General features: G+C 64.6%; 18 protein-coding genes. 5 read left to right on the forward strand and 13 right to left on the reverse strand.

Going from position 1 to position 19776, the window contains the following annotated elements; all coding sequences use genetic code 11:
- Window positions 1-35: 35 nt before the first annotated feature.
- From C8J33_RS03850 to C8J33_RS03865, 4 genes are all read right to left on the reverse strand, one after another.
- Window positions 36-617: a hypothetical protein gene (locus tag C8J33_RS03850; protein ID WP_132663191.1), complete on the reverse strand. Its 582-nt coding sequence runs from the start codon at window positions 615-617 to the stop codon at window positions 36-38.
- Complete coding sequence (gene rpe / locus C8J33_RS03855) at window positions 614-1291, reverse strand: ribulose-phosphate 3-epimerase (RefSeq protein ID WP_132663192.1); 678 nt, start codon at window positions 1289-1291, stop codon at window positions 614-616. The genes C8J33_RS03850 and rpe overlap by 4 nt, the downstream gene beginning before the upstream one ends.
- A 132-nt stretch (window positions 1292-1423) precedes the next feature.
- Window positions 1424-2437, reverse strand: coding sequence for a P1 family peptidase (locus C8J33_RS03860; RefSeq protein WP_132664440.1), 1014 nt, complete (start codon window positions 2435-2437; stop codon window positions 1424-1426).
- A 16-nt stretch (window positions 2438-2453) separates the two neighbouring features.
- Window positions 2454-3539, reverse strand: coding sequence for a branched-chain amino acid ABC transporter substrate-binding protein (locus tag C8J33_RS03865; protein WP_132663193.1), 1086 nt, complete (start codon window positions 3537-3539; stop codon window positions 2454-2456).
- A 318-nt stretch (window positions 3540-3857) separates the two neighbouring features.
- Between C8J33_RS03865 and C8J33_RS03870 the strand changes: the two genes are divergently transcribed.
- Genes C8J33_RS03870 through C8J33_RS03880 form a run of 3 tightly spaced genes read left to right on the forward strand, consistent with a single transcriptional unit; the run spans window position 3858 to window position 6865 of the window.
- Complete coding sequence (locus C8J33_RS03870; RefSeq protein WP_132663194.1) at window positions 3858-4892, forward strand: XdhC family protein; 1035 nt, start codon at window positions 3858-3860, stop codon at window positions 4890-4892.
- On the forward strand, window positions 4889-6538 hold the full coding sequence (locus tag C8J33_RS03875; RefSeq protein ID WP_132663195.1) for an NTP transferase domain-containing protein: 1650 nt from the start codon (window positions 4889-4891) through the stop codon (window positions 6536-6538). Before C8J33_RS03870 ends, C8J33_RS03875 begins: the two co-directional genes overlap by 4 nt.
- A gap of 3 nt (window positions 6539-6541) precedes the next feature.
- Window positions 6542-6865, forward strand: a complete 324-nt coding sequence (locus tag C8J33_RS03880; RefSeq protein WP_132663196.1) for a TfoX/Sxy family protein — start codon at window positions 6542-6544, stop codon at window positions 6863-6865.
- Here C8J33_RS03880 and C8J33_RS03885 read toward each other — a convergent pair.
- The 5 genes from C8J33_RS03885 to C8J33_RS03905 form a co-directional block, all read right to left on the reverse strand.
- Complete coding sequence (locus tag C8J33_RS03885; RefSeq protein WP_132663197.1) at window positions 6854-7297, reverse strand: NUDIX domain-containing protein; 444 nt, start codon at window positions 7295-7297, stop codon at window positions 6854-6856. The two genes, C8J33_RS03880 and C8J33_RS03885, sit on opposite strands and share 12 nt — an antisense overlap.
- 115 nt (window positions 7298-7412) lie before the next feature.
- Window positions 7413-9029 carry a DEAD/DEAH box helicase gene (locus C8J33_RS03890; protein WP_132447321.1) on the reverse strand — a complete coding sequence of 539 codons (1617 nt, stop codon included), beginning with the start codon at window positions 9027-9029 and terminating at the stop codon, window positions 7413-7415.
- 200 nt (window positions 9030-9229) lie between these two features.
- Complete coding sequence (locus C8J33_RS03895; protein WP_245507048.1) at window positions 9230-10558, reverse strand: M23 family metallopeptidase; 1329 nt, start codon at window positions 10556-10558, stop codon at window positions 9230-9232.
- Between the two features lie 92 nt (window positions 10559-10650).
- On the reverse strand, window positions 10651-11460 hold the full coding sequence (locus tag C8J33_RS03900; protein ID WP_132664442.1) for a ferritin-like domain-containing protein: 810 nt from the start codon (window positions 11458-11460) through the stop codon (window positions 10651-10653).
- 71 nt (window positions 11461-11531) lie between these two features.
- Window positions 11532-12005 carry a peroxiredoxin gene (locus C8J33_RS03905; protein ID WP_132441872.1) on the reverse strand — a complete coding sequence of 158 codons (474 nt, stop codon included), beginning with the start codon at window positions 12003-12005 and terminating at the stop codon, window positions 11532-11534.
- A 353-nt stretch (window positions 12006-12358) separates the two neighbouring features.
- Between C8J33_RS03905 and C8J33_RS03910 the strand changes: the two genes are divergently transcribed.
- Complete coding sequence (locus tag C8J33_RS03910; protein ID WP_132663198.1) at window positions 12359-15823, forward strand: DUF3971 domain-containing protein; 3465 nt, start codon at window positions 12359-12361, stop codon at window positions 15821-15823.
- 100 nt (window positions 15824-15923) lie between these two features.
- Here the strand turns inward: C8J33_RS03910 and tyrS are convergent, their stop codons facing one another.
- Window positions 15924-17177: a tyrosine--tRNA ligase gene (gene tyrS / locus C8J33_RS03915; RefSeq protein ID WP_132663199.1), complete on the reverse strand. Its 1254-nt coding sequence runs from the start codon at window positions 17175-17177 to the stop codon at window positions 15924-15926.
- Between the two features lie 125 nt (window positions 17178-17302).
- Between tyrS and C8J33_RS03920 the strand changes: the two genes are divergently transcribed.
- Window positions 17303-18427 carry an anhydro-N-acetylmuramic acid kinase gene (locus C8J33_RS03920; RefSeq protein WP_132663200.1) on the forward strand — a complete coding sequence of 375 codons (1125 nt, stop codon included), beginning with the start codon at window positions 17303-17305 and terminating at the stop codon, window positions 18425-18427.
- Between the two features lie 10 nt (window positions 18428-18437).
- Here the strand turns inward: C8J33_RS03920 and C8J33_RS03925 are convergent, their stop codons facing one another.
- From C8J33_RS03925 to C8J33_RS03935, 3 genes are read right to left on the reverse strand one after another with little or no spacing between them, the layout of a single operon-like run.
- The gene (locus C8J33_RS03925) at window positions 18438-18647 is read right to left on the reverse strand and encodes a hypothetical protein (protein ID WP_132663201.1); all 210 of its coding nucleotides are present in this window, start codon (window positions 18645-18647) and stop codon (window positions 18438-18440) included.
- Window positions 18644-19069, reverse strand: coding sequence for a putative toxin-antitoxin system toxin component, PIN family (locus C8J33_RS03930; protein WP_132663202.1), 426 nt, complete (start codon window positions 19067-19069; stop codon window positions 18644-18646). The genes C8J33_RS03925 and C8J33_RS03930 overlap by 4 nt, the downstream gene beginning before the upstream one ends.
- A 5-nt stretch (window positions 19070-19074) precedes the next feature.
- Window positions 19075-19752: an alpha/beta hydrolase gene (locus C8J33_RS03935; protein ID WP_110798945.1), complete on the reverse strand. Its 678-nt coding sequence runs from the start codon at window positions 19750-19752 to the stop codon at window positions 19075-19077.
- Window positions 19753-19776: the final 24 nt, after the last annotated feature.

A 19776-nucleotide genomic window follows, 5' to 3' on the forward strand; every position in this document is an offset into this window, starting at 1 on the left:
GTTGGCCGAGCCTCTATCAAAGATGTCCGGCAAGCTCAACGCCGAAGGGTGTTTCCACGCCCGTGCTCATCGTCCCGTGTCAGCCACAAGCTCATGCCGAGAAGTGCGGGAAGCCCTATCGGCAGATAGAGACGGACGCCCATGACGATGAACTGGTAGACGGCGCCCGCACTGGTGAAGGCGAACTGGTAGAACCAGATACGGGTGGCGAAGGGTGCGTGCCAGCGGGAGAAGAACAGGCGATACTGCATGGCGAACAGAAAAGCCGTCATGCCGATCGTCAGAAGGGTCAGGCAAAGGAACGTGCAGGCAAAGCGTGTTTCGGCGCGCCGGCCAAGGGAAAGTGCCCGCGAGACGAAGATGCTGATCGGCAAGGCGAGCATGCCACCGACGAAATAGAGGACCAGAACCGACACGGTGTGGCCGGTTCCGGCGCGCCCGTGCAGGAACAGGAAGGCGAGGGCGCAGAGCGACATCAGGAGCCCCCAGGTTGGCGCGAGGAGCAGGTGGCGCGTTGCACCCTGCCAGCCGGCGCGCAACCGGTCTGCGACCGTCCTGCCGAGGTTCGGACGTGGGGCGACTGTCGGCAGCCGCGGCGGGCCGCCGTCGCTGGTCATCCGCGACCGCCTTCCGCAAGCGTACGGAGCTTCTCGATCGCCGTGCGATAGGCCTCGGGCGAGCCTCCGCTATAAATCGCGGAGCCCGCGACGAAGACGTTAGCGCCGGCAGCAGCGGCTGTTGCAATCGTCGCCTCGGTGATGCCGCCATCGACCTGGATGTCGATCGGCCGGTCGCCGATGAGGCTGCGGACCCGGCGGATCTTGTCGAGGGTCGGCTCCACGAATTTCTGGCCGCCGAAGCCGGGATTGACGGTCATCACCAGCACGAGATCCACCGTATCGAGCAGGTATTCGACGGTGGCTTCCGGCGTTGCCGGGTTGATGGCGACGCCGGCCTTCTTGCCGAGGTTGCGGATCGTCTGGAGCGAGCGGTGCAGGTGTGGCCCGGCTTCGGCATGCACGGTGATGCTGTCGCATCCGGCCTTGGCGAAGGCTTCGAGATAGGGATCGGCGGGGGAAATCATCAGGTGGCAATCGAAAGGTGCGTCCGTGACGGGACGCAGAGCTTTCACGACATCCGGGCCGAAGGTGATGTTGGGCACGAAATGGCCGTCCATCACATCGAGATGCACCCAATCAGCACCGGCGGCCACGACGTCGCGCACCTCTTCACCGAGCCGCGAGAAATCGGAGGCGAGAATGGACGGGGCGATACGAATGGGAAGCGGCATGCTCAAATCTCCGGGATGCGTTTCCGTCGCTTCGACGCAAGGAAAACGGCTGCATCATCTCTCCCTGAACCGATTCCGGTCCGAGTGCCGATGCAGTAGCACTGGTGGACGGGAGCGGCAATGTCGGGGCTCTCAGGGCGATGTGGGCCGCAGGTCGCGCCAGCACGGGTTGATATCGCCTTCGGCCGGTGTCGCATCATGTACGCCGCGCGCGATCGCCCGCGCCATCGTGGCGGCAGCGGCGGCGCAGAGGCTGAGGAAATCCGCGGGGCTGAGATTGCCCGGCCGTCGGCCCGTCGAGACGGCAAAGACCAGATCACCATCGAGAGGGGTATGCGACGGCCAGAGCGCGCGGGAGAACCCGTCATGCGCGGCGACGGCGAGGCGCTTGGCTTCGGCTTTCGTCAGGGAGACATCCGTGGCGATGACGGCGATGGTCGTGTTGGCCATCGGCGTGACGGCATCGAGCTTCGTGCGGATGGCCGTCGCGTTGGCAGGCAGGGGCATGGGCAGGCCCCGTCCGCCGAACTCGTCGTCCAGCTCGAAGGGTGATGCCCAGAAGCAGGCGGTGTCGCCGATGGTCGCGGAGCCGAGCGGGTTGACGGCGGCAAGCGCGCCGACGGTGATGCCGTTCGCAAGGACGGTCGATGCGGTACCGAGGCCGCCCTTGACGGTGGCGGTGTTTGCGCCCGTGCCGGCACCGATGGTTCCGGTCGCGACCTCAGTCGTGGCGGCCATGGCGGCTGTGTAGCCGAGGTCGCGATAGGGCGCATAGGTGCCCCAGTTCTTGTCGCCACCATTGTTGAGGTCGAACAGGATGGCGGCTGGGACGATCGGCACGATGGCGGGACCGACTTTCAGCCCACGGCCCATGGCGCGGAGGGCGGCCTGCACGCCCGATGCGGCATCGAGACCGAAGGCGGAGCCGCCGGCAAGGCAGATCGCATCGACGGTCTGCACGCTGTTATGAGGCTCCAGCAGGTCGGTTTCGCGCGTGCCGGGCGAGCCCCCGATGATCGAGACGGCGGCAACGGCCGGGGGATCGCAGAGGATGGCGGTCACGCCGGATTTCAGCACGTCGTCCTGCGCATGGCCGACCGTGAGCCCGGGAACATCGGTCAGCGCATTTCGTGGCCCACGTTGCATCGTCATATCGCGGCCCTCATTCGCCCGGCGGCGGCGCATCCACGAAGCGGCCCTGGCGCCATTCCATCAGCCTGTAGGGATTGTCGGCGAGCTCGTGGCCGGCATCGAACCGGATGGTTCCGACGACGGTGGGATAGGGCGCCTTCGGCAGTGCGTCCGCCAGCGGCGAACCGTCCTTCAGGGCGCGGTCCTTTGCTTGCTCCAGCAGAGTCATCGCGGCGAAGGCGGGCAGGGCATAGCCGTCGGGCACGATATTGGCGGCGCGCATCGCCGCCGCGGTGGTGGTCGCCTCCGGCAGGCTTGCTGCTTCCGGCAGCGTGACGGCAAGAACGCCGTCTGCCAGTGGAACCGGCTGGTCGGCCGCATCCAGCGCTTCGCCGCCCAGGAGCGTCAGCGGGAGTTTTTCGCTGCGGGCGTCTCGCGCGATGATCGCGGCGTCGCTCCGGTCGCCACCGATCAGAACATGGGTTGCCCCGCTGCGGGCCAGGCGGCGCACGAGGCTGATCTGCTGCTCCTGCGCCGGACGGTAGGTATCGGTGAAGACGGGCGTCAGGCCCGTCTCGGCCAAAGCCGACCGCACGCCTTCCACGAGGTCGCGCCCATGGATCGTGCCATCGTCGATCAGAGCGAGAGGCTCGCCCTTCCAGCGCTCGATGATGACGTTCGCGATCTTTTCGGCTTCCCTGCGGGCGTTCGGCACCAGCCGGTAGAACGGCCAGTTGTTCTTGCGCGCATCTTCCATGAGGATATCGGAGCGGACGCCCAGGGTGACGGCGGGGATGCCGGTGCCGGCAAGCGTCGGCAGGACGGCTTCGAGGCTCTCGGTGCAGAGGAAGCCGACCAGTGCCTCGGCGCCCGCCGCAGCGACGGCGGCCTTCAAGGTCTCGGCGTCACCAGCCTCGCACGTCTCGGGAATGGCGACGACCTCGGAGCCGCGGGCCTCCGCCTGGAACCGCGCGCCTTCCAGAACCTGCCGGCCGAGCAGAGCGAGCGGCCCTTCGACGGGGGCGACGACGCCGACCTTCAGCCCGGCAGCGGCGGCACCGGATGCCATGCCGGCGGCGAGTGCGAAAGCAGGAATGAGAACGAGGACGCGGGACATGGATCTTTCAGGGCTCGGAGCTGACCGGGCGGGTTGGCAATGTTTGCGACGGGACGCCGATCCTGCATGTTCGGCAATCCGGGGACGCGCGTCAAAGGAAAACGGTCGGTTCTTCCGGAGATGCCCATGTTTTGACTTTGAGAACAGGCTGGAAGGCGGCCTCCTGCTGCTCGGAGCGAAAGGACGATGGCGCGAAGCGGTCGCGGAAAATCCGCGGGCATCATGGCTGAAAACCAGTGGCCCACGCACTATATCGGTCGTCTTGCGGCAACCGTTGGGCTAACGGCCTGTTCCGGTTGCACGATCAGGGATATTTCCATGACGAATGATTTCGATGCGCATGATCCCCTCCTGCTTGCACAGGCCTGGAGCGAGCAGGGCCGGGCGGTTGCTCTTGCAACCGTGATCGAGACGTGGGGATCTGCGCCGCGGCCGGTCGGCAGCCACCTCGTCATCGACGAAGACGGGAATTTCGATGGTTCCGTTTCCGGCGGATGCGTGGAAGGGGCGGTTGTGACGGAAGCGGTGGACGTGATCGCTTCGGGAGAGGCGCGCGTGCTTTCCTTCGGCGTGGCCGACGAGACCGCCTGGCAGGTCGGCCTGTCCTGCGGCGGGCAGATCCGGGTCCTCGTTCAAAAGATCGGCTCCGGGCTGGACCTGTCATCACTTAGCCGGCTCAACGAATTGCGCGGTCATCGGTGTGGCGTGGCGTCTTGGACCGATCTTGCGACGGGTCGCACGCGCGTTTCCGCCGAGGGCGAGGAGGGGCCTGACGATGTCAGGGCTGCCCTCGTGACCGGGGTGTCGCGGCTGGCCGCCGACGGGCTCTGTTTCGTCAACATCTACCGTCCGCCGCCGCGGCTCGTGATCATCGGCGCGGTGCATATCGCCCAGGCTTTGGTGCCGATGGCGGAGATGGCAGGGTTTTCCGCTCTCGTCATCGATCCCCGGACGGCCTTTGCGACGCCGGAGCGGTTCGGCGGCGTCGATCTCATTGCGGACTGGCCGGAAGAGGTGCTGCCAGAACGGCCGCTCGATGCCTATACGGCGCTTGCGGCCATCACGCATGATCCGAAGATCGACGATGCCGCGTTGAAGGCAGCGCTGGAGGCCGGCTGTTTCTATGTGGGTGCTCTTGGCAGTCGGAAGACGCATGGCAGGCGCGTCGAGCGCCTTCAGGCACTGGAACTCGCGCCGGAGGCCATCGCGCGTATCTCGGCGCCCATTGGGCTGAACATCGGGGCGGCGACGCCTGCGGAGATCGCGGTATCGATCCTTGCCGATATCATTCAGACGCTTCGAACGCGACCGGTTGTGGAGACTGTTTCCGCTCCCGGGACGGTCGGCGCATGAGGTTCGGTCCGGTGCCGCTCGGCGACGCGGAAGAGGGCATTTTGGCGCATGCCGTGGCGCTTCCGGAGGGACGGCTTGCCAAGGGGACGCGTCTTGGCGCCATGGATGTTGCGGCCCTTGCTGCCATCGGCATGGATCGGGTGGTCGTTGCCCGTCTCGGGCCTGACGATATCGGCGAGGACGAGGCGGCGACGTTGATCGCGGCCGGAATCGTGCCGGATCACATGACATTCTCACCAGCCTCGACGGGCCGTCTGAACCTGCACGCGGCCGTGGACGGTCTTTTCGTCGCGACGCGCGACCGTGTTGACCGCTTCAACCGCATCGACCCCGCCATCACGCTCGCCTGTCTTGCCGATCATGTGGCGGTGCGGGCCGGCGACATGGTGGCGACGATCAAGATCATTCCGCTTGCTGTGGATCGGCGACGTGCAGAGCAGGCCGCCTCGATTCTTGCGGAAGCACCAGCCTTTGCCATCAAGCCGTTCATCCCGCGCGACGTCACGCTCGTCTCGACCCTGCTCCCGTCTCTGAAGGTGCAAGTGATGGACAAGACGCGGCGCGTGCTGGAGGATCGGTTGCGCCGGTCGGGAAGCCGTCTGACGGGTGACGTCCGTGTGGCGCACGAGCAGGATGCGGTTGCTGCGGCGATCCGAAACGCCGTGGCGCAACCCTGCGACCGGTCGCGTCTGGTGATCGTGTTCGGCGCTTCTGCGGTGACGGATCGGGACGATGTCATTCCGGCTGCAATCCGTGCGGCCGGTGGTACTGTCGATCATTTGGGCATGCCGGTCGATCCGGGCAATCTTCTCGTACTTGGTACCCTCGGCAATGTCAGGATCATCGGCGCGCCGGGTTGCGCGCGCAGCCCGAAGGAGAACGGTTTTGATTGGGTGCTGGACCGGATCCTTGCGGGCGAGACGGTGGGCGCTCGGGAGATCACGGGCATGGGCGTCGGCGGGCTGCTGGCGGAAATCCCGACGCGTCCGCGCCCACGCGCCCGCAATGAGGTGGATGGGAACGGTGTTCAGGCGATGCGTCCGCTGATCGTGCGCCCTGTGGTGCTCGCGGCCGGTGAGGCGAGCCGTATGGGTACGGCGGGGCATCACAAGCTGCTGGCGGAATTCGACGGCGTGCCGCTGGTGCGCCGGACAACCAAGGTGGCGCTTGCCGCGAGCCGCGAGCCGGTAACGATCGTGACCGGACATCGGGCGAGCGAGATCCGGGAGGCGCTGTCTGGGCTTGATCTGGTGTTCATGCACAATGACGACTTCGCCTCGGGCATGGCGTCGTCGCTGATCGCGGGCCTCGACGGTATCGGACCCGAGGCGGATGGGATGCTGGTGCTGCTGGCAGACATGCCCGGGGTAACGGCTGGGGATGTGCGGCGGTTGATTGCGGGTTTTGAAGAACAGGGTGGACAGGCCGTCGTGCGCGCCGTCTACGGTGGCAAGCGGGGCAACCCGGTGATCCTGCCGCGCGCGCTGTTTCCCGCGCTCCGCAAGCTCGAAGGCGATGTCGGCGCGCGCCACGTGATCGAAACGGGCGGACTGCCGGTCGTCGATGTCGATATCGGACCGGCCGCCCACCTCGATCTCGACACGCCGGAGGCGATCGCGGCAGTCGGTGGTGTGCTGAAGGGATAGCGAATGGATATCGACGCGATCGAGGATCTGTTTTCCGGGCTCGGCCCGGTGACCATCAAACGCATGTTCGGCGGCAAGGGCGTCTATCGCAACGGACTGATCGTGGCGATCGATCTCAACAGCGAGCTGATGCTGAAGACGGATCGCGAGAGCGCGCCCCTCTTCGAGGCGGCCGGTGCCCGCCAGTGGAGCTATGAGGGAAAGGCGGGCAAGAAGCCGGTTTTCATGCCTTACTGGTCGATCCCCGACGCAGCGCTCGATGATCCCGATGAAATGACGCGCTGGGCGCGGCTTGCCTATGAGGCGGCGGTGCGCTCAGCCAAGTAGGCTCTGGGTCCGAAGAGCCGCGATGGCATCGGCCGCAAAGCGGGAGAGCGGCGCTGGCAGGGCGTCGAGATCGTACCATCCGATATCCGCCAGCTTGTCCGGCTCGGTCTCCAGAGGATTGCCGTGCGTATCGCGCGTGACGTAAATCAGCGAGATCCAGTGCTGCCGGTCCGCCTCGAGCACATGCTCGCTGATGCAGAGAAAGTCGATGGCGTCGCCGATCGCGAGCCCGCTTTCCTCCATGCCCTCGCGACGTGCAGCGGAACGGCTGTCCTCCATCATGTCGACCTTGCCGCCCGTGATGGTCCAGTGTCCCTGCTCCGGCGCTTTCAGCCGGCGGCAGAGGAGGATTTGGTTGTCGCGCAGGATAGCGAGGCCGCAGCCGACGCCTGGGAAATCGATGCCGGGAGCGACAGGCTTCGATGGTGTCAAGGGGAACCTCCACTATCAGGCACAACAACGCGGAGCACTCTGCCTGTACAGCAGAACGCAAGAAGCGCAGCGGTTCATGGAACACACTGCGCTTGAGCTGTCTCAGAAAAGCCGATCAGGCCTTGCCGGCAACCAGCATGAAGGCGGGAATTTCGTCGCCGAAGCCGACCGGGGTCGGGCCGTCGTCATGGTCGCGGCGGTAGCGATTGCGGCGGTCGCGATTGTCGTCGTTGGCAGGCGACGCCGGGCGATGGTTCCGGGGGCCGGCGTTCTGCGGCTTCGGGTCTGCCTTGCGTTCTGCTCTCACGGGTTCAATCCTTGGCTGCACCGATTCGGTCTGGAGATGAGTATCGTCTGTCTTGATGTCAGGCTTGTGACCGGCGGCCTTGATGGCTTCCGCCTTCACCGCATCCGGCTTGTAGCTTTCAGCGCTGTAGCCATCCGGCTTCGTACCGTAGGGGCGCTGCGCATCGGGATTGTGGTCCACGACGTGGCGCGGGGCATGATCGCGCTCCCGCTCGCGTCCGCGACGCTTGCCGTCACGGCCGCCCTTCTTCTCGGAACGACCGCTGTCGGTGCTTTCCATCGGCGCCGGCAGATCGTCGAGACCGCCATTGTGCCATTCGATCTTCTGATCGATGAGCTTTTCGATCGCATCGGCCGCTTTCACATCGCGACGGCTGACCAGCGTGAAGGCAGCGCCCGAGCGCCCTGCGCGGCCCGTGCGGCCGATCCGGTGGACGTAATCTTCGGCATGGATCGGAACGTCGAAATTGAACACGTGGCTCACATCCGGGATGTCGAGGCCGCGGGCGGCGACGTCGGAGGCGACGAGCAGCGTGATCGCGTTGTCCTTGAAGCCCGCGAGCATCTTGGTGCGCGAGCTCTGGTCCATGTCGCCATGCAGCGCACCGACGGAGAAGCCGTGGCGGGTGAGCGAGCGGAAGAGATCGGCGACATCGAGCTTGCGGTTGCAGAAGATGATCGCGTTCTTCAACTCGTCCTGCGAGCGGATGAGATCGCGCAGGATGGCGCGCTTCTCGTAATCCTTGCCGTGCGTGGCGACGAAGCGTTGCGTCACGGTCTTGGCGGTCGAGGAGGGCGGGGCGACCTCGATGCGCTCGGGGTTCTGCAGGAAGCGATCGGCCAGCTTCTGGATTTCCGGCGGCATTGTGGCCGAGAAGAACAGCGTCTGACGCGTGAAGGGGATGAGCTTGGCGATGCGCTCGATATCGGGGATGAAGCCCATGTCCAGCATGCGGTCGGCTTCGTCGATGACGAGGATCTCGACGCCCGTCATCAGCAGCTTGCCGCGCTCGCAATGGTCGAGCAGGCGGCCGGGCGTGCAGATCAGCACGTCGGCGCCGCGCTCCAGCTTGCGGTCCTGTTCGTCGAACGAGACGCCGCCGATGAGAAGCGCAATGTTGAGCTTGTGATTCTTGCCGTACTTCTCGAAGTTCTCGGCGACCTGCGCGGCGAGTTCACGAGTCGGTTCCATGATCAGCGTGCGCGGCATGCGCGCCCGGGCGCGGCCCTTTTCGAGCAGCGTCAGCATGGGCAGCACGAAGGAGGCCGTCTTGCCCGTTCCCGTCTGCGCGATCCCAAGGATATCGCGGCGCATCAGCGCCGGCGGAATGGCGTTCGCCTGGATGGGCGTCGGGATCGTGTAGCCCGCATCGGTGACGGCGGAGAGAACTTTTTGGCTCAGGCCAAGATCAGCAAACGTTGTCAAAGGGAAATCTGTTTCCGTTCCGGTTCTAACGAACTCTGGTGCCGCGGGCCGCGCTCTCGAGGTCCGTCGTGGGCGCTCATAGGCCCAAGCTTGCGGAAAGTCAAGAAAACTGGCGCTTTGCGGCGATCGAGACGCGTCAAGTCGGGGAAACCGGCTCGAACACCCTGAATATGGGACGGAATTTCTTTTTGGGAAGCGTTTCAGTCGATATAGCTGCTGAGCTTCATCCCCGCATTCAGGAAGCGCATCGGATCGACGGCATCGCCGTGAAGCCGGACCTCGTAATGGAGGTGCGGGCCGGTGGAGCGGCCGGTGCTGCCGGAGCGCGCGATGGCGTCCCCGGCCTTCACGACGTCGCCGACATTGACGAGAATGGTCGAGAGATGCCCGTAGCGCGTGCTGACGCCGTTGCCATGATCGATCTCGACCATATTGCCATAGCCGCCGTTGCGGCCGGCAACGACGACCTTGCCCGGCGCCGTCGAGCGGACGCTGGTGCCGGTGGCGACCCGGAAATCGATGCCGGCGTGCAGCGCCAGTCGGCCGAGAAACGGATCCATGCGATTGCCGAACTGGCTGGTGATGTCGCTCTGCGGCGCCGGGTTGCTGAACGGCAACTTGCGGACTTCGCCGCGCACCTGTTCGAGGCGCACGAGCGCGGTATCGAGTTCGACCAGCTGACGGTCGAAGACATCCTTCGTTTCCGGCTCGACATAAGGGCCGCCCATGGCGGTATCCGTGCCGCCTCCGCCGCTCCGTACTTGCGCCTCGTCGGCATCTGCCGGATCGGGCGTGACGGAGAGGCCCGTGCGGGCGACGATGGTCTCGATGGCATCGGTTGCGTTGATGGCGCCGGACGTGAGCGTCGCGATCCTGTCCTTCTGCGAGCGCTCTATATCCTTCAGAGAATGGGTGACGCGCGAGAACAGGCGGTCGGCGCGATCGGTGATCGTATCGCCGCCGCGCGCGTCGGTGCGGGTGAAGGGGGCGGCATAGGCAAGCGCCGGCCCCTTGGGCGCGGTCTTCGCGGCAAGGCCCATCAGGCGTTCGATGGCCTGGATGCCGCCGGTGGCGTCCGCATGCTTTTCGGTCTCGACCTTGTCGGTGCCGGGATCGGCAAGACCGGATTCCTCAGCGCGCTCGATGAGGGAGCCGAGCTTGCCGTGGCGCGAGGTGAGGGCCTGTTGCTGCTGGAGAAGTTTCTCGACCTTTTCCTCCACCACCTGCTGGTCGAGCAGTTGGCGGCTGGTGACGCGATCGACCTGGGCGCGCAGCGCCGAGATGCGATCCTCGTAGTCGTGCTGCATGCGCGCCTGACGCGCCATGGTGCCGCCGATGAGGTCGTCACGCAGGACGAGATATGAGGTCGAGGCGAGGTAACCGATGGCAAAGAGGGCGCCGAGCGAGACGCCGACGGCGGTCATCCACGGGCGCACCGTCATGTGGTGGACTTTTTCACCACGGGCGAGGATCAGGATCGGCTGTTCCTTGCGCTTGCCGAATATCGGGCTTCCCGAACTCTGAGACACAATTTACTCCCGCAGCATGCCCTTAATCCATGTGCGGAGTAGACCTTGTTAAGGTTAATATTTGCTTGATGTCGCCCGGTGAATGCACTGTCTCAGATGTTCACCGAGGCCGTCATCGAGCGGTAGAAGGACGGCGTCAGTCCGGCTTCTGCGCGGGCGACATCGTTGAACGGCGCCTTCAGGGGGCCGCGGAAATTGGCGCGAACGAGATCCTGAAAGGCGCGGGCCGGGTCCTTTCCTTCGCGGGCGCAGAGGAAGCGAAACCATTTCGCACCGACGGCCACATGGCTCTTCTCGTCCTCGTAGATGATGTCGAGCACGGCGGCACTGGCGTCGTCGCCGGATTGGCGCATCTTTTCCTGGAGAGCGGGCGTCACGTCGAGGCCACGGGCTTCGAGGATGAGGGGAACGACGGCAAGGCGCGCGGTTAGGTCGTTGCGCGTGTCGTGCGCGGCCTGCCACAGCCCGTCATGGGCCGGAAGGTCTCCATAATCGGCGCCGAGATCGCGCAGGCGATTGCGCACCAGCCGGAAATGCTTCGCCTCCTCGAAGGCGACCCGCATCCAGCCATCGAAGAACGAGTTCGGCACACGCTCCGTCGAAAACCGCGCGACGATGTCGAGCGCGAGATCGACGGCGTTCAGCTCGATATGGGCAATGGCATGGAGTAGGGCGATGCGCCCGCGCAGCGTCGTCAGCGCCCGGCGCGGCACACGCTGGGGCGGGATCAGCTCCGGCTTTTCCGGGCGACCGGGGCGGACGGGTACGGGTGTGTCGAGCGGCGAGCGCAGCGACAGGCGCCGCTCGCTCCAGCGACGCGCGGCCTCCTGGGCAAGGTCGGCCTTGAGGTCGAGATCGGAGGCGCGAATGGCGAGCGCGGCACCGTCGCGCAGCGATCGCATCGCGAGCGAACCCGTCGCTACGCTGCCGGAGGACGGCGCCTCCGGCGCGCTACCCGTCATCGCCCCGTCCCTCACGCGGTTGCGGCCTGAACGGCGGCGAGGACCTCTTCGGCGTGGCCGGGAACCTTGACCTTTTCCCAAACGCGCGTGACGACGCCGTCCGGTCCGATGAGAACGGTGGTACGCTCCACACCCATGTATTTCTTGCCGTACATGCTTTTCTCGGCCCAGACGCCATAGGCTTCAAGCGTCGTCTTGTCCTCGTCCGCCGCGAGAATCACGGCGAGGTCGTGCTTGGCGACGAACTTGTCGTGCTTCTTTGCCGAATCGGGCGACATGCCGATCACGACCGCATTGGCGGCCTCGAACGCCTTGATGTTCGCCGTGAATGCGATCGATTCGGCCGTGCAGCCGGTGGTGTCGTCCTTGGGATAGAAGAAGAGCACGACCTGGCGGCCCGCCTGTTCGGCGAGCGAGACGGTTCCGCCGCCGTCCCGCGGCAGAGTGAAGTCCGGCGCCTTGGCGCCTGTGGCGATGACGGTCATGTTGGCTCCTGTTTTCTGTAAGGTCTGTCAGCGGATGATGAAAGACGTCGTTCCGACCATTTGTTGCCTCACTTATATGGTGCAAAGCAGCACGCCGTCATCCCCGCTGGGAGAATGGCCGATCATGGACGGCGGTTTGACGGCTCGTGTCCTACATCATGGTCATGGGCATCATGTTCATCGGCGCACACGGCTTTCGTGGCGCAAGAGAATAACGGCGGTTGCCGCATCGTTTGCCGAAAGGCAGGATAGGTCGATGGCCTCATTGATTTGTTAAATAGGGCTTACGCCTCGAGCCACGGGATATTGCCGAGACATGCATTTTTCGACCTTCGCAGAGGCCGACACCGCTCATGAGTGAGATCCGGGGTGAAAAGACCGTCTTCCGCAAGGAGGACATCGTCGCGTTGCATTCGCTGCCTTCGGCCCAGGCGCACGATCCCTGCATCCTGCATACGACCACGCGCCGCCGGTGGCCGCGCCGGTGCGTCAAGGGTGTTCTCGGGCTCGTCTCCGTCCTCATCCTGCTTGCCGCCGGCCTCGTCGTCGCCGTGGAAGTCGGGGGGATCGACCGTATTTTGAACACGCGGGCCCAGGCAGCGCTGAACAATGCGCTCGGCGACGCCTATCATGTCGATGTCGGAAGCACCGTGGTGCGCCTGACCGGTGACGGCGCGCTGGCGCTGAAGGCGCAGGATGTTTCGCTGAAGCGCAATGCCTCCGACGAGCAGCTGCTGACGACCGAATCGGTCTTTATCGAGCTCGATCCGCTTTCGCTCCTGTCCGGCAAGATTTCCGTCTCTCGCATCGAGGCGGAAGGTGCGCGTCTCGCGCCGGCCATCCTGCCGCAGGGCAAGCCTCTCGACCTCACCGGCATCCGCATCGCCGATGTCAGCGGGGCGATGGAGGCGGTCTTTGCGCAGATGGATACGATCTCCAGCCTGATCGCCCGCAGTGGCACGCAGGTGGTGCGCATCGCCGACGTAATGCTGCCGCTTTCGGGGCCGCGCAACCGCGTGGTGAAGCTCGACGTTCACTCTCTCGATTTTGCCCGTGCCGAGAACGGGTCCATGACAATCCGCGGCGATGCCGCGATCGACGGGACATCGACAGCGCTGCAGCTGACGGCCGACAGTGACAAGGGACGCATCGTCCGCCTCGGCGGCGCCGTGACCGGCCTGCCCACCTCGGCCCTTCTCTACCGCGCGGAGACCGCGACCGAGCCACCGTTCGGGCTCGATACCAAGGCCTCGATCAACCTGTCTGCCGTGCGGGCCGGCGAAGGCGTTGCGCCCGAGTTGACAATGTCGGGCGCTCTCGATCAGGGCGTCTTCGTCGCAAGCGGCCTGCAATCCGATCTCCTGCCGTCCAATGTCAATCTCGCTTATGATTTCGATCGCGGCAGCATCGAGGTGAACACCTCGACGGTCCGGCTCGGCAAGTCGGTGTTCCCGTTCAGCGGTTCCGTCCGCGATATCGATTCGGCGAGCGCGGCATCCATGGCGCCGGCCGCGACGCTTTCGCAGGAAACGCTGCCCTCGGACCCGATCTCGCTGGCCCTGCCGAAGGGTTTCAGTATCGACGTGCTGGTGAAGGGCGGAACATCCGCCCCGATCGACGTCAACGAGCCGCCGCTGACCTTCGATGCGAAGGTCGCGGGCGACTTCCAGTCCGAGCGGCATGCACTGTTGTTCCGCGAGCTTTCCGTCGCCAGCAACCTCGGCACCTTTGCAGGCTCCCTTTCGATCGCCTTTTCGAACACGTCGCCGCAGATCAACTTTGCGGGCCTGACCACGGACATGCAGACGGCCGGCATCAAGCAGCTCTGGCCCTGGTGGGTCGGGAAGAAGGCCCGTGCCTGGGTGATTTCAAATATCTTCGGCGGCACCGTCAACAACGGCAAGATCCAGCTGGCGATCGAGGAAGGGCGTCTGGCGGAGACCGCCGGCCCGGTCGAGTTCGGCGCAGATGAATTGACGATCGATTTCGACATCGGTGGCGCGCGAGTCAACATTGCCGGCGACATACCGCCGCTGCGCGACGCGACGGGGCATTTCATGCTGCGGGGCGAGCGCGCGCAGGTGGATATCAACAGCGGCACGGCTTATTTTCCGTCCGGGCGGACGGTGACGCTCAATGGCGGAAACCTCATCCTCCCGAATACCTATGCCAAGCCGTTGATGGCGGAACTCAAGCTGCAGGTGACCGGCGAGGCGGATGCGATCGCCGAACTCGTGAGCTATCGGCCTCTGGAAGCCCTGCAGAAGACCCCATTCAAGGCGGAGGACTTCTCCGGCCCCATGACGGCGGATGTCGGTGCCCGGTTCGGGCTTGCCCGCGACCAGCACCCGCCGCCGCCGGAATGGCAGGCGGAAATGCGCCTGAACGGCGTTTCGCTGAAGACGCCGATGGCCGGCCGCGAGATTTCCGATATCGACGGAACGTTGCGCATCGACCCTCAGCACGCCGTTCTCGACGCGAAGGCCGCGGTCGATGGCGTCACGATGAAGCTCGACGCGGTGGAACCGATCGGGGCGAACAGCCCGGTCAAGCGCAGCCGCACCGTCTCCGGCACCTTGCCCGACGGCGCGCTCGCCAAGTTCGCACCGGGGCTCTCCGGCATCGTCGATGGACCGGTCGGTCTCGACGTGGACCTGCAGGAGGGTGACCGGCAGGTGGTCAAGGTCGATCTGGAAGGTGCGACCCTCTCTCTGCCGTGGATCGGCTGGAGCAAGGGGCGCGGCGTGCCGGCGACCTCGAGCCTTTCGGCGGTGACGAGGGACGGGGTGACGTCGATCAGCGACTTCAAGATCTCGGGCGAGAGCTTTGGGGCCGGCGGATCGATCACCATCGACAAGGCCGGCCTGGCCGCCGCAGACCTCACCTCCGTGCGGCTTGCTGCCGGCGACAACTACGCCGTCTCGGTGAAGCGGCAAAAGAGCGGCTACGGCGTGACCGTCAACGGCACCTCGGCCGATATTCGCTCGGTCATCGACAGCCTGAAGTCGCCGGGCGCGAAAGGCGACGTTTCCCAAGCGGCGGCCAAGCGCATCTCGATCGATGCCTCGCTGGAGAGCGTACAAGGTTTTCACTCGGAAACGCTCTCCAACGTCAACCTGACGTACACCGCCCGCGGAAAGGCGATCGAGGGACTGAAGCTGAAGGCGGTGACCTCCACCGGACAGGCCGTGGTCGGCGATCTCGTGGCGTCCGGCGCCGACAATATCGTGCAGCTGACGAGCGGCGATGCAGGCGCTCTTGCCCGGTTCGCCGATATCTACGCCAACATGCGCGGCGGCCTTTTGAACCTGAAGCTCCGGGACCGCGGCGGCAATTCCTGGCGTGGAACGCTCGATATCCGCAAATTCGCGCTCGTCAACGAGCAGCGGCTGCAGTCGATGGTCTCCTCTCCCTCGACATCCGATGGGCGGAGCCTGAACCAGGCGGTCAAGAAGGATATCGACATGAGCTCGGCGAAGTTCGAGCGCGGCTTTGCCAATCTGGCGCTCGACGGCGGGCAGATCGCCCTCGACAATGGCGTCGTGCGTGGCAGCGACGTCGGCGCAACGTTTCAGGGCGTGGTGCGCGACCCGAACGGCAAGATCGACATGACCGGCACCTTCATGCCGGCCTACGGCCTCAATCGCCTCTTCAGCGAACTGCCGCTGATCGGCACCCTTCTCGGCAACGGCCGCGACCGCGGCCTGCTCGGCATCACCTTCAAGCTGACAGGCTCCTTCACCAAACCGAACCTGACCATCAACCCCCTGTCGATCATCGCGCCGGGCGTGTTCCGGAATATTTTCGAGTTCAACTGAGGACGGGGAGTGTGCGTGCGGCTGAACGCAAAAGGCATCGGGCAGGGATTGCTGCCCGATGCCTCGGCGTAAGTCTCGATAGGATTGCTTGTTGCTCGTCTTACGACGGGCGAACGAGGATGTGTTTCTTCTTGCCGAGCGACAGCTTGATCACGCCGTCTGCGGTCAGTTCGCTTGTGCCGATGGCCTTGCGCTCGTCTGAGATCGCGACATCGTTGATGCGGACGGCGCTACCCTGGATATGGCGGCGGGCTTCGCCGTTGGAGGCGGCGAGCCCGGAGCGGACGATCAGCGTCAGGAGCCCGAGGCCGGCGTCGAGTTCGGCGGCCGGGATCGTGATGGACGGCAGGTCTTCGGCGAGCGCGCCTTCCTCGAAGGTCTTGCGCGCGGTCTCGGCAGCCGCTTCCGCGGCGGCGCGGCCGTGCAGGATCGCGGTGACCTCGGTTGCCAGCGTCTTCTTCGCCTCGTTGATCTCGGCACCGCCGAGCGCCGTGAGCTTTGCGATCTCGTCCATGGGCAGCGTCGTGAAGAGCTTGAGGAAGCGGCCGACATCGGCATCTTCCGTGTTGCGCCAATACTGCCAGAAATCATAGACCGGCAGCAATTCGGCGTTCAGCCAGATCGCGCCGGAAGCCGACTTGCCCATCTTCGCGCCCGACGACGTGGTGAGCAGCGGCGAGGTGAGCGCGTAGAGCTGCTGCGTGCCCATGCGGTGGCCGAGATCGATGCCGTTGACGATGTTGCCCCACTGGTCGGAGCCGCCCATCTGCAGTCGGCAGTCGTAGCGCTTGGCCAGTTCCACGAAGTCGTAGGCCTGCAGGATCATGTAGTTGAATTCGAGGAACGAGAGCGACTGCTCGCGGTCGAGCCGGGTCTTGACACTGTCGAAAGAGAGCATGCGATTGACGGAGAAGTGCCGGCCGACATCGCGCAGGAACTCGAGGTAGTTGAGCGGACGCAGCCATTCGGCGTTGTTGACCATCAGCGCGGCGTTGCCGGGCTTGTCATAGTCGAGGTAGTTGGCAAAGCAGCGCTTGATCGAGGCGATGTTCTCCTCGATCGTTTCCACCGTCATCAGTTTGCGGGCTTCTTCCTTGAAGGAGGGATCGCCCACCATGCCGGTGCCGCCGCCCATCAGAGAGAGCGGCCGATGGCCGGTTTCCTGCAGCCAGTGCAGCATCATGATCTGGGTGAGGTGGCCGACATGCAGGCTGGATGCGGTCGGATCATAGCCGATATAGGCCGTCACGACCTCCTTCTGGAACAGCGCGTCCAGCCCGCTCTCATCGGAGAGCTGGTGGAGAAAGCCGCGCTCGTCGAGGGTGCGGAGGAAATCGGACTTGAACCTGGACATGGACCTGAACTCTTCAATCTGGCGGAAGCCGGGCCTTTAGCATTGTTTTTTGCGAAGTGCATCCGTCTCGGTCATGAATGTTGCAGACAGGGATCGCCGACGCGATTCGGCGGGAGTGACATGAAATGACGGCGGTGAAGACGGCGATCGGGCTCATGAGCGGTACCAGCATGGACGGGATCGACATCGCGCTCGTGGAGACCGACGGCGAGGCGATCGTCAGGCGCGGCCCGTCGCACGGGCTTTCCTATGACAGCGGCTTTCGTGCAAGGCTGAAGGCAGCGCTTGTGATGGCCGGCGCGATCCGGCATCGGGCAGAGCGTCCGGAAGACCTTGCGCGCATCGAGCGGGACCTGACGCTGCTGCATGGCGTTGCCGTTCACGACTTCCTCCATGCGCACGGGCTGAAGTTCTCTGATATCGATGTGATCGGTTTCCACGGGCAGACGGTGCTGCACCGGCCGGACGTGGGGCTGACCGTGCAGATCGGCGACGGGGCTCTCCTGGCGGCGGAAACAGGGATCGACGTCATCCATGACATGCGAGCGGCGGACATGGTGGCCGGCGGGCAGGGCGCGCCGCTCATCCCGGTCTATCATCAGGCGCTTGCCGCCAATCTGCCGGGCGATCTCGAAGGGCCTGTCGTGTTCGTCAATATCGGCGGTATTTCCAACCTGACCTTCGTTGGTGACGATGGACACCTCTCGGCCTTCGACAGCGGACCCGGAAACATGCTGATCGACCAGTGGATTGAGGCCCATGGCGGCGGGGTGTTCGATGCCGGCGGTGCCGTTGCTGCGGCTGGCGCCGTCGTGCCTGATCTTGCAGCGCGATACCTGAACCATGCGTTCTTTTCGGGCAATCTTCGCCGTTCGCTTGATCGCGGTGATTTCGCGCCACCTGCCAAGGGCGAGGTCTCGCTGGAAGACGGCGCCCGCACGCTCGCCTATGTCACAGGTGCTGCGATCCTGCGCTGCGCGACGCATCTGCCGACCCGGCCGAAGACCTATATCGTCTCGGGAGGAGGCCGGCTCAATCCGGTCATCATGGATGAGCTTTCGGCGCTGGCTGCGGAAAGCGGCGCACGCGTCGTATCATCCGATGCCGTGGGGCTGGATGGTGGCGCGATGGAGGCGGAGGCCTGGGCCTATCTCGCGGTGCGGTCGCTGCGCGGTCTGTCCTTGACGTTTCCGGGGACGACGGGCGTGCGGGAGCCGGTGAGCGGGGGCATTCTCAATCCAAAGCCCTGATCGACGGGGATCAAGGACGTCTCAGAAGCTCCAAGGCTTCGTCGATCTCGTGGCGTCCACGTTCGGCCTCTTTGAGGTAGAGCTTGTGGGTTTCGAATTGTTCGACCAAATGCACAGCGACGTCCGACATCAATGTCTCGACGCTCACGCCACGTTCGCCGGCAATGCGCGCAACCTTCTCCGCCGTGTCTTGGGATACCGGAATGACGATCGCGTTCATGGCATCATCCTTTGCAACAGCGACTGGGGCGTTTCGATGACGATCTCCGGGAACTTGAGATCCATGGACCGAAAGTCCCGGATATTGTTCGTAACGATCGTAGCGCCGTTTGCGGCAACAGCCAATTCGAAAACGTGATTGTCGGCTTCATCGACGAGGTTCGGCCGCCAGCTGAAATATATGTCGTGCCATCGGCACGTCGATACAAAGGCGCGCAGCAGCAGGCTGCGTTCCAGACTGTCGAGACGCGCCCTGCCAAAAATCGCCTCACGGGACAGGACGTCTCTGTACTCCAGGAAAAGCGACGCCGACAGAGCCGGCGTCAATGTCTTCAAAAGGCAAAGCTCGATGATCTTCGAAGAGGCGCCGCGACCGATACAGGCACTTGTCAGCACATTCGTATCGATAACGACGTTTGCCATTGGCTTTAGCGAATACGCTTGGCTGCAGGCTCCGGCGTCAGTTCGCCATTCAGGCGGCGATCGAGGTAGTCTTCGCACTCGCCCATCAGCGTATCCACCTGGCCGTTGAAGAAGTGGTTGGCGCCGGGGATGATGCGGTGCGTGATCAGGATGCCCTTCTGGGTCTTCAGCTTCTCGACCAGCGTGTTGACGTCCTTTTCCGGTGCAACCTTGTCGACATCGCCGTTGATGATCAGGCCGGAGGAGGGGCAGGGTGCCAGGAACGAGAAGTCGTAGGTGTTGGGCTGCGGGGCGACCGAGATGAAGCCTTCGATCTCGGGGCGGCGCATCAGAAGTTGCATGCCGATCCACGAGCCGAATGAATAGCCTGCGACCCAGCAGCTCTTGCTGTCCGGATGCATGCTCTGCACCCAGTCGAGCGCCGAGGCGGCATCGGACAGTTCGCCTGCGCCGTGATCGAACTCGCCCTGGCTGCGGCCGATAGAGCGGAAGTTGAACCGCAGTGTGGTAAAGCCGCGCTTCTGGAACATATAGAAAAGCTGATAGACGATCTGATTGTTCATCGTCCCGCCGAACTGGGGGTGGGGGTGCAGAACGATCGCAATCGGGGCATTCTTCTGCTTGGAAGGCTGATAGCGGCCTTCCAGTCGGCCAGCGGGTCCGTTGAAAATGACTTCGGGCATTGGGTCTCCGGCGTGAGCATGGTT

Source organism: Rhizobium sp. PP-CC-3G-465, from assembly GCF_004343445.1.
Taxonomy (GTDB): domain Bacteria; phylum Pseudomonadota; class Alphaproteobacteria; order Rhizobiales; family Rhizobiaceae; genus Ferranicluibacter; species Ferranicluibacter rubi.

What these genes read in the sequence shown, in the direction of transcription:
- tyrS (WP_132663199.1), bottom strand. Translation starts at nt 17,177, where the DNA reads ATGTCCAGGTTCAAGTCCGATTTCCTCCGCACCCTCGACGAGCGCGGC.
- rpe (WP_132663192.1), bottom strand. Translation starts at nt 1,291, where the DNA reads ATGCCGCTTCCCATTCGTATCGCCCCGTCCATTCTCGCCTCCGATTTC.
- C8J33_RS03850 (WP_132663191.1), bottom strand. Translation starts at nt 617, where the DNA reads ATGACCAGCGACGGCGGCCCGCCGCGGCTGCCGACAGTCGCCCCACGT.
- C8J33_RS03925 (WP_132663201.1), bottom strand. Translation starts at nt 18,647, where the DNA reads ATGAACGCGATCGTCATTCCGGTATCCCAAGACACGGCGGAGAAGGTT.
- C8J33_RS03900 (WP_132664442.1), bottom strand. Translation starts at nt 11,460, where the DNA reads ATGCGATCGCTGCGCGACGGTGCCGCGCTCGCCATTCGCGCCTCCGAT.
- C8J33_RS03910 (WP_132663198.1), top strand. Translation starts at nt 12,359, where the DNA reads ATGAGTGAGATCCGGGGTGAAAAGACCGTCTTCCGCAAGGAGGACATC.
- C8J33_RS03860 (WP_132664440.1), bottom strand. Translation starts at nt 2,437, where the DNA reads ATGCAACGTGGGCCACGAAATGCGCTGACCGATGTTCCCGGGCTCACG.
- C8J33_RS03920 (WP_132663200.1), top strand. Translation starts at nt 17,303, where the DNA reads ATGACGGCGGTGAAGACGGCGATCGGGCTCATGAGCGGTACCAGCATG.
- C8J33_RS03905 (WP_132441872.1), bottom strand. Translation starts at nt 12,005, where the DNA reads ATGACCGTCATCGCCACAGGCGCCAAGGCGCCGGACTTCACTCTGCCG.
- C8J33_RS03870 (WP_132663194.1), top strand. Translation starts at nt 3,858, where the DNA reads ATGACGAATGATTTCGATGCGCATGATCCCCTCCTGCTTGCACAGGCC.
- C8J33_RS03880 (WP_132663196.1), top strand. Translation starts at nt 6,542, where the DNA reads ATGGATATCGACGCGATCGAGGATCTGTTTTCCGGGCTCGGCCCGGTG.
- C8J33_RS03935 (WP_110798945.1), bottom strand. Translation starts at nt 19,752, where the DNA reads ATGCCCGAAGTCATTTTCAACGGACCCGCTGGCCGACTGGAAGGCCGC.
- C8J33_RS03875 (WP_132663195.1), top strand. Translation starts at nt 4,889, where the DNA reads ATGAGGTTCGGTCCGGTGCCGCTCGGCGACGCGGAAGAGGGCATTTTG.
- C8J33_RS03930 (WP_132663202.1), bottom strand. Translation starts at nt 19,069, where the DNA reads ATGGCAAACGTCGTTATCGATACGAATGTGCTGACAAGTGCCTGTATC.
- C8J33_RS03865 (WP_132663193.1), bottom strand. Translation starts at nt 3,539, where the DNA reads ATGTCCCGCGTCCTCGTTCTCATTCCTGCTTTCGCACTCGCCGCCGGC.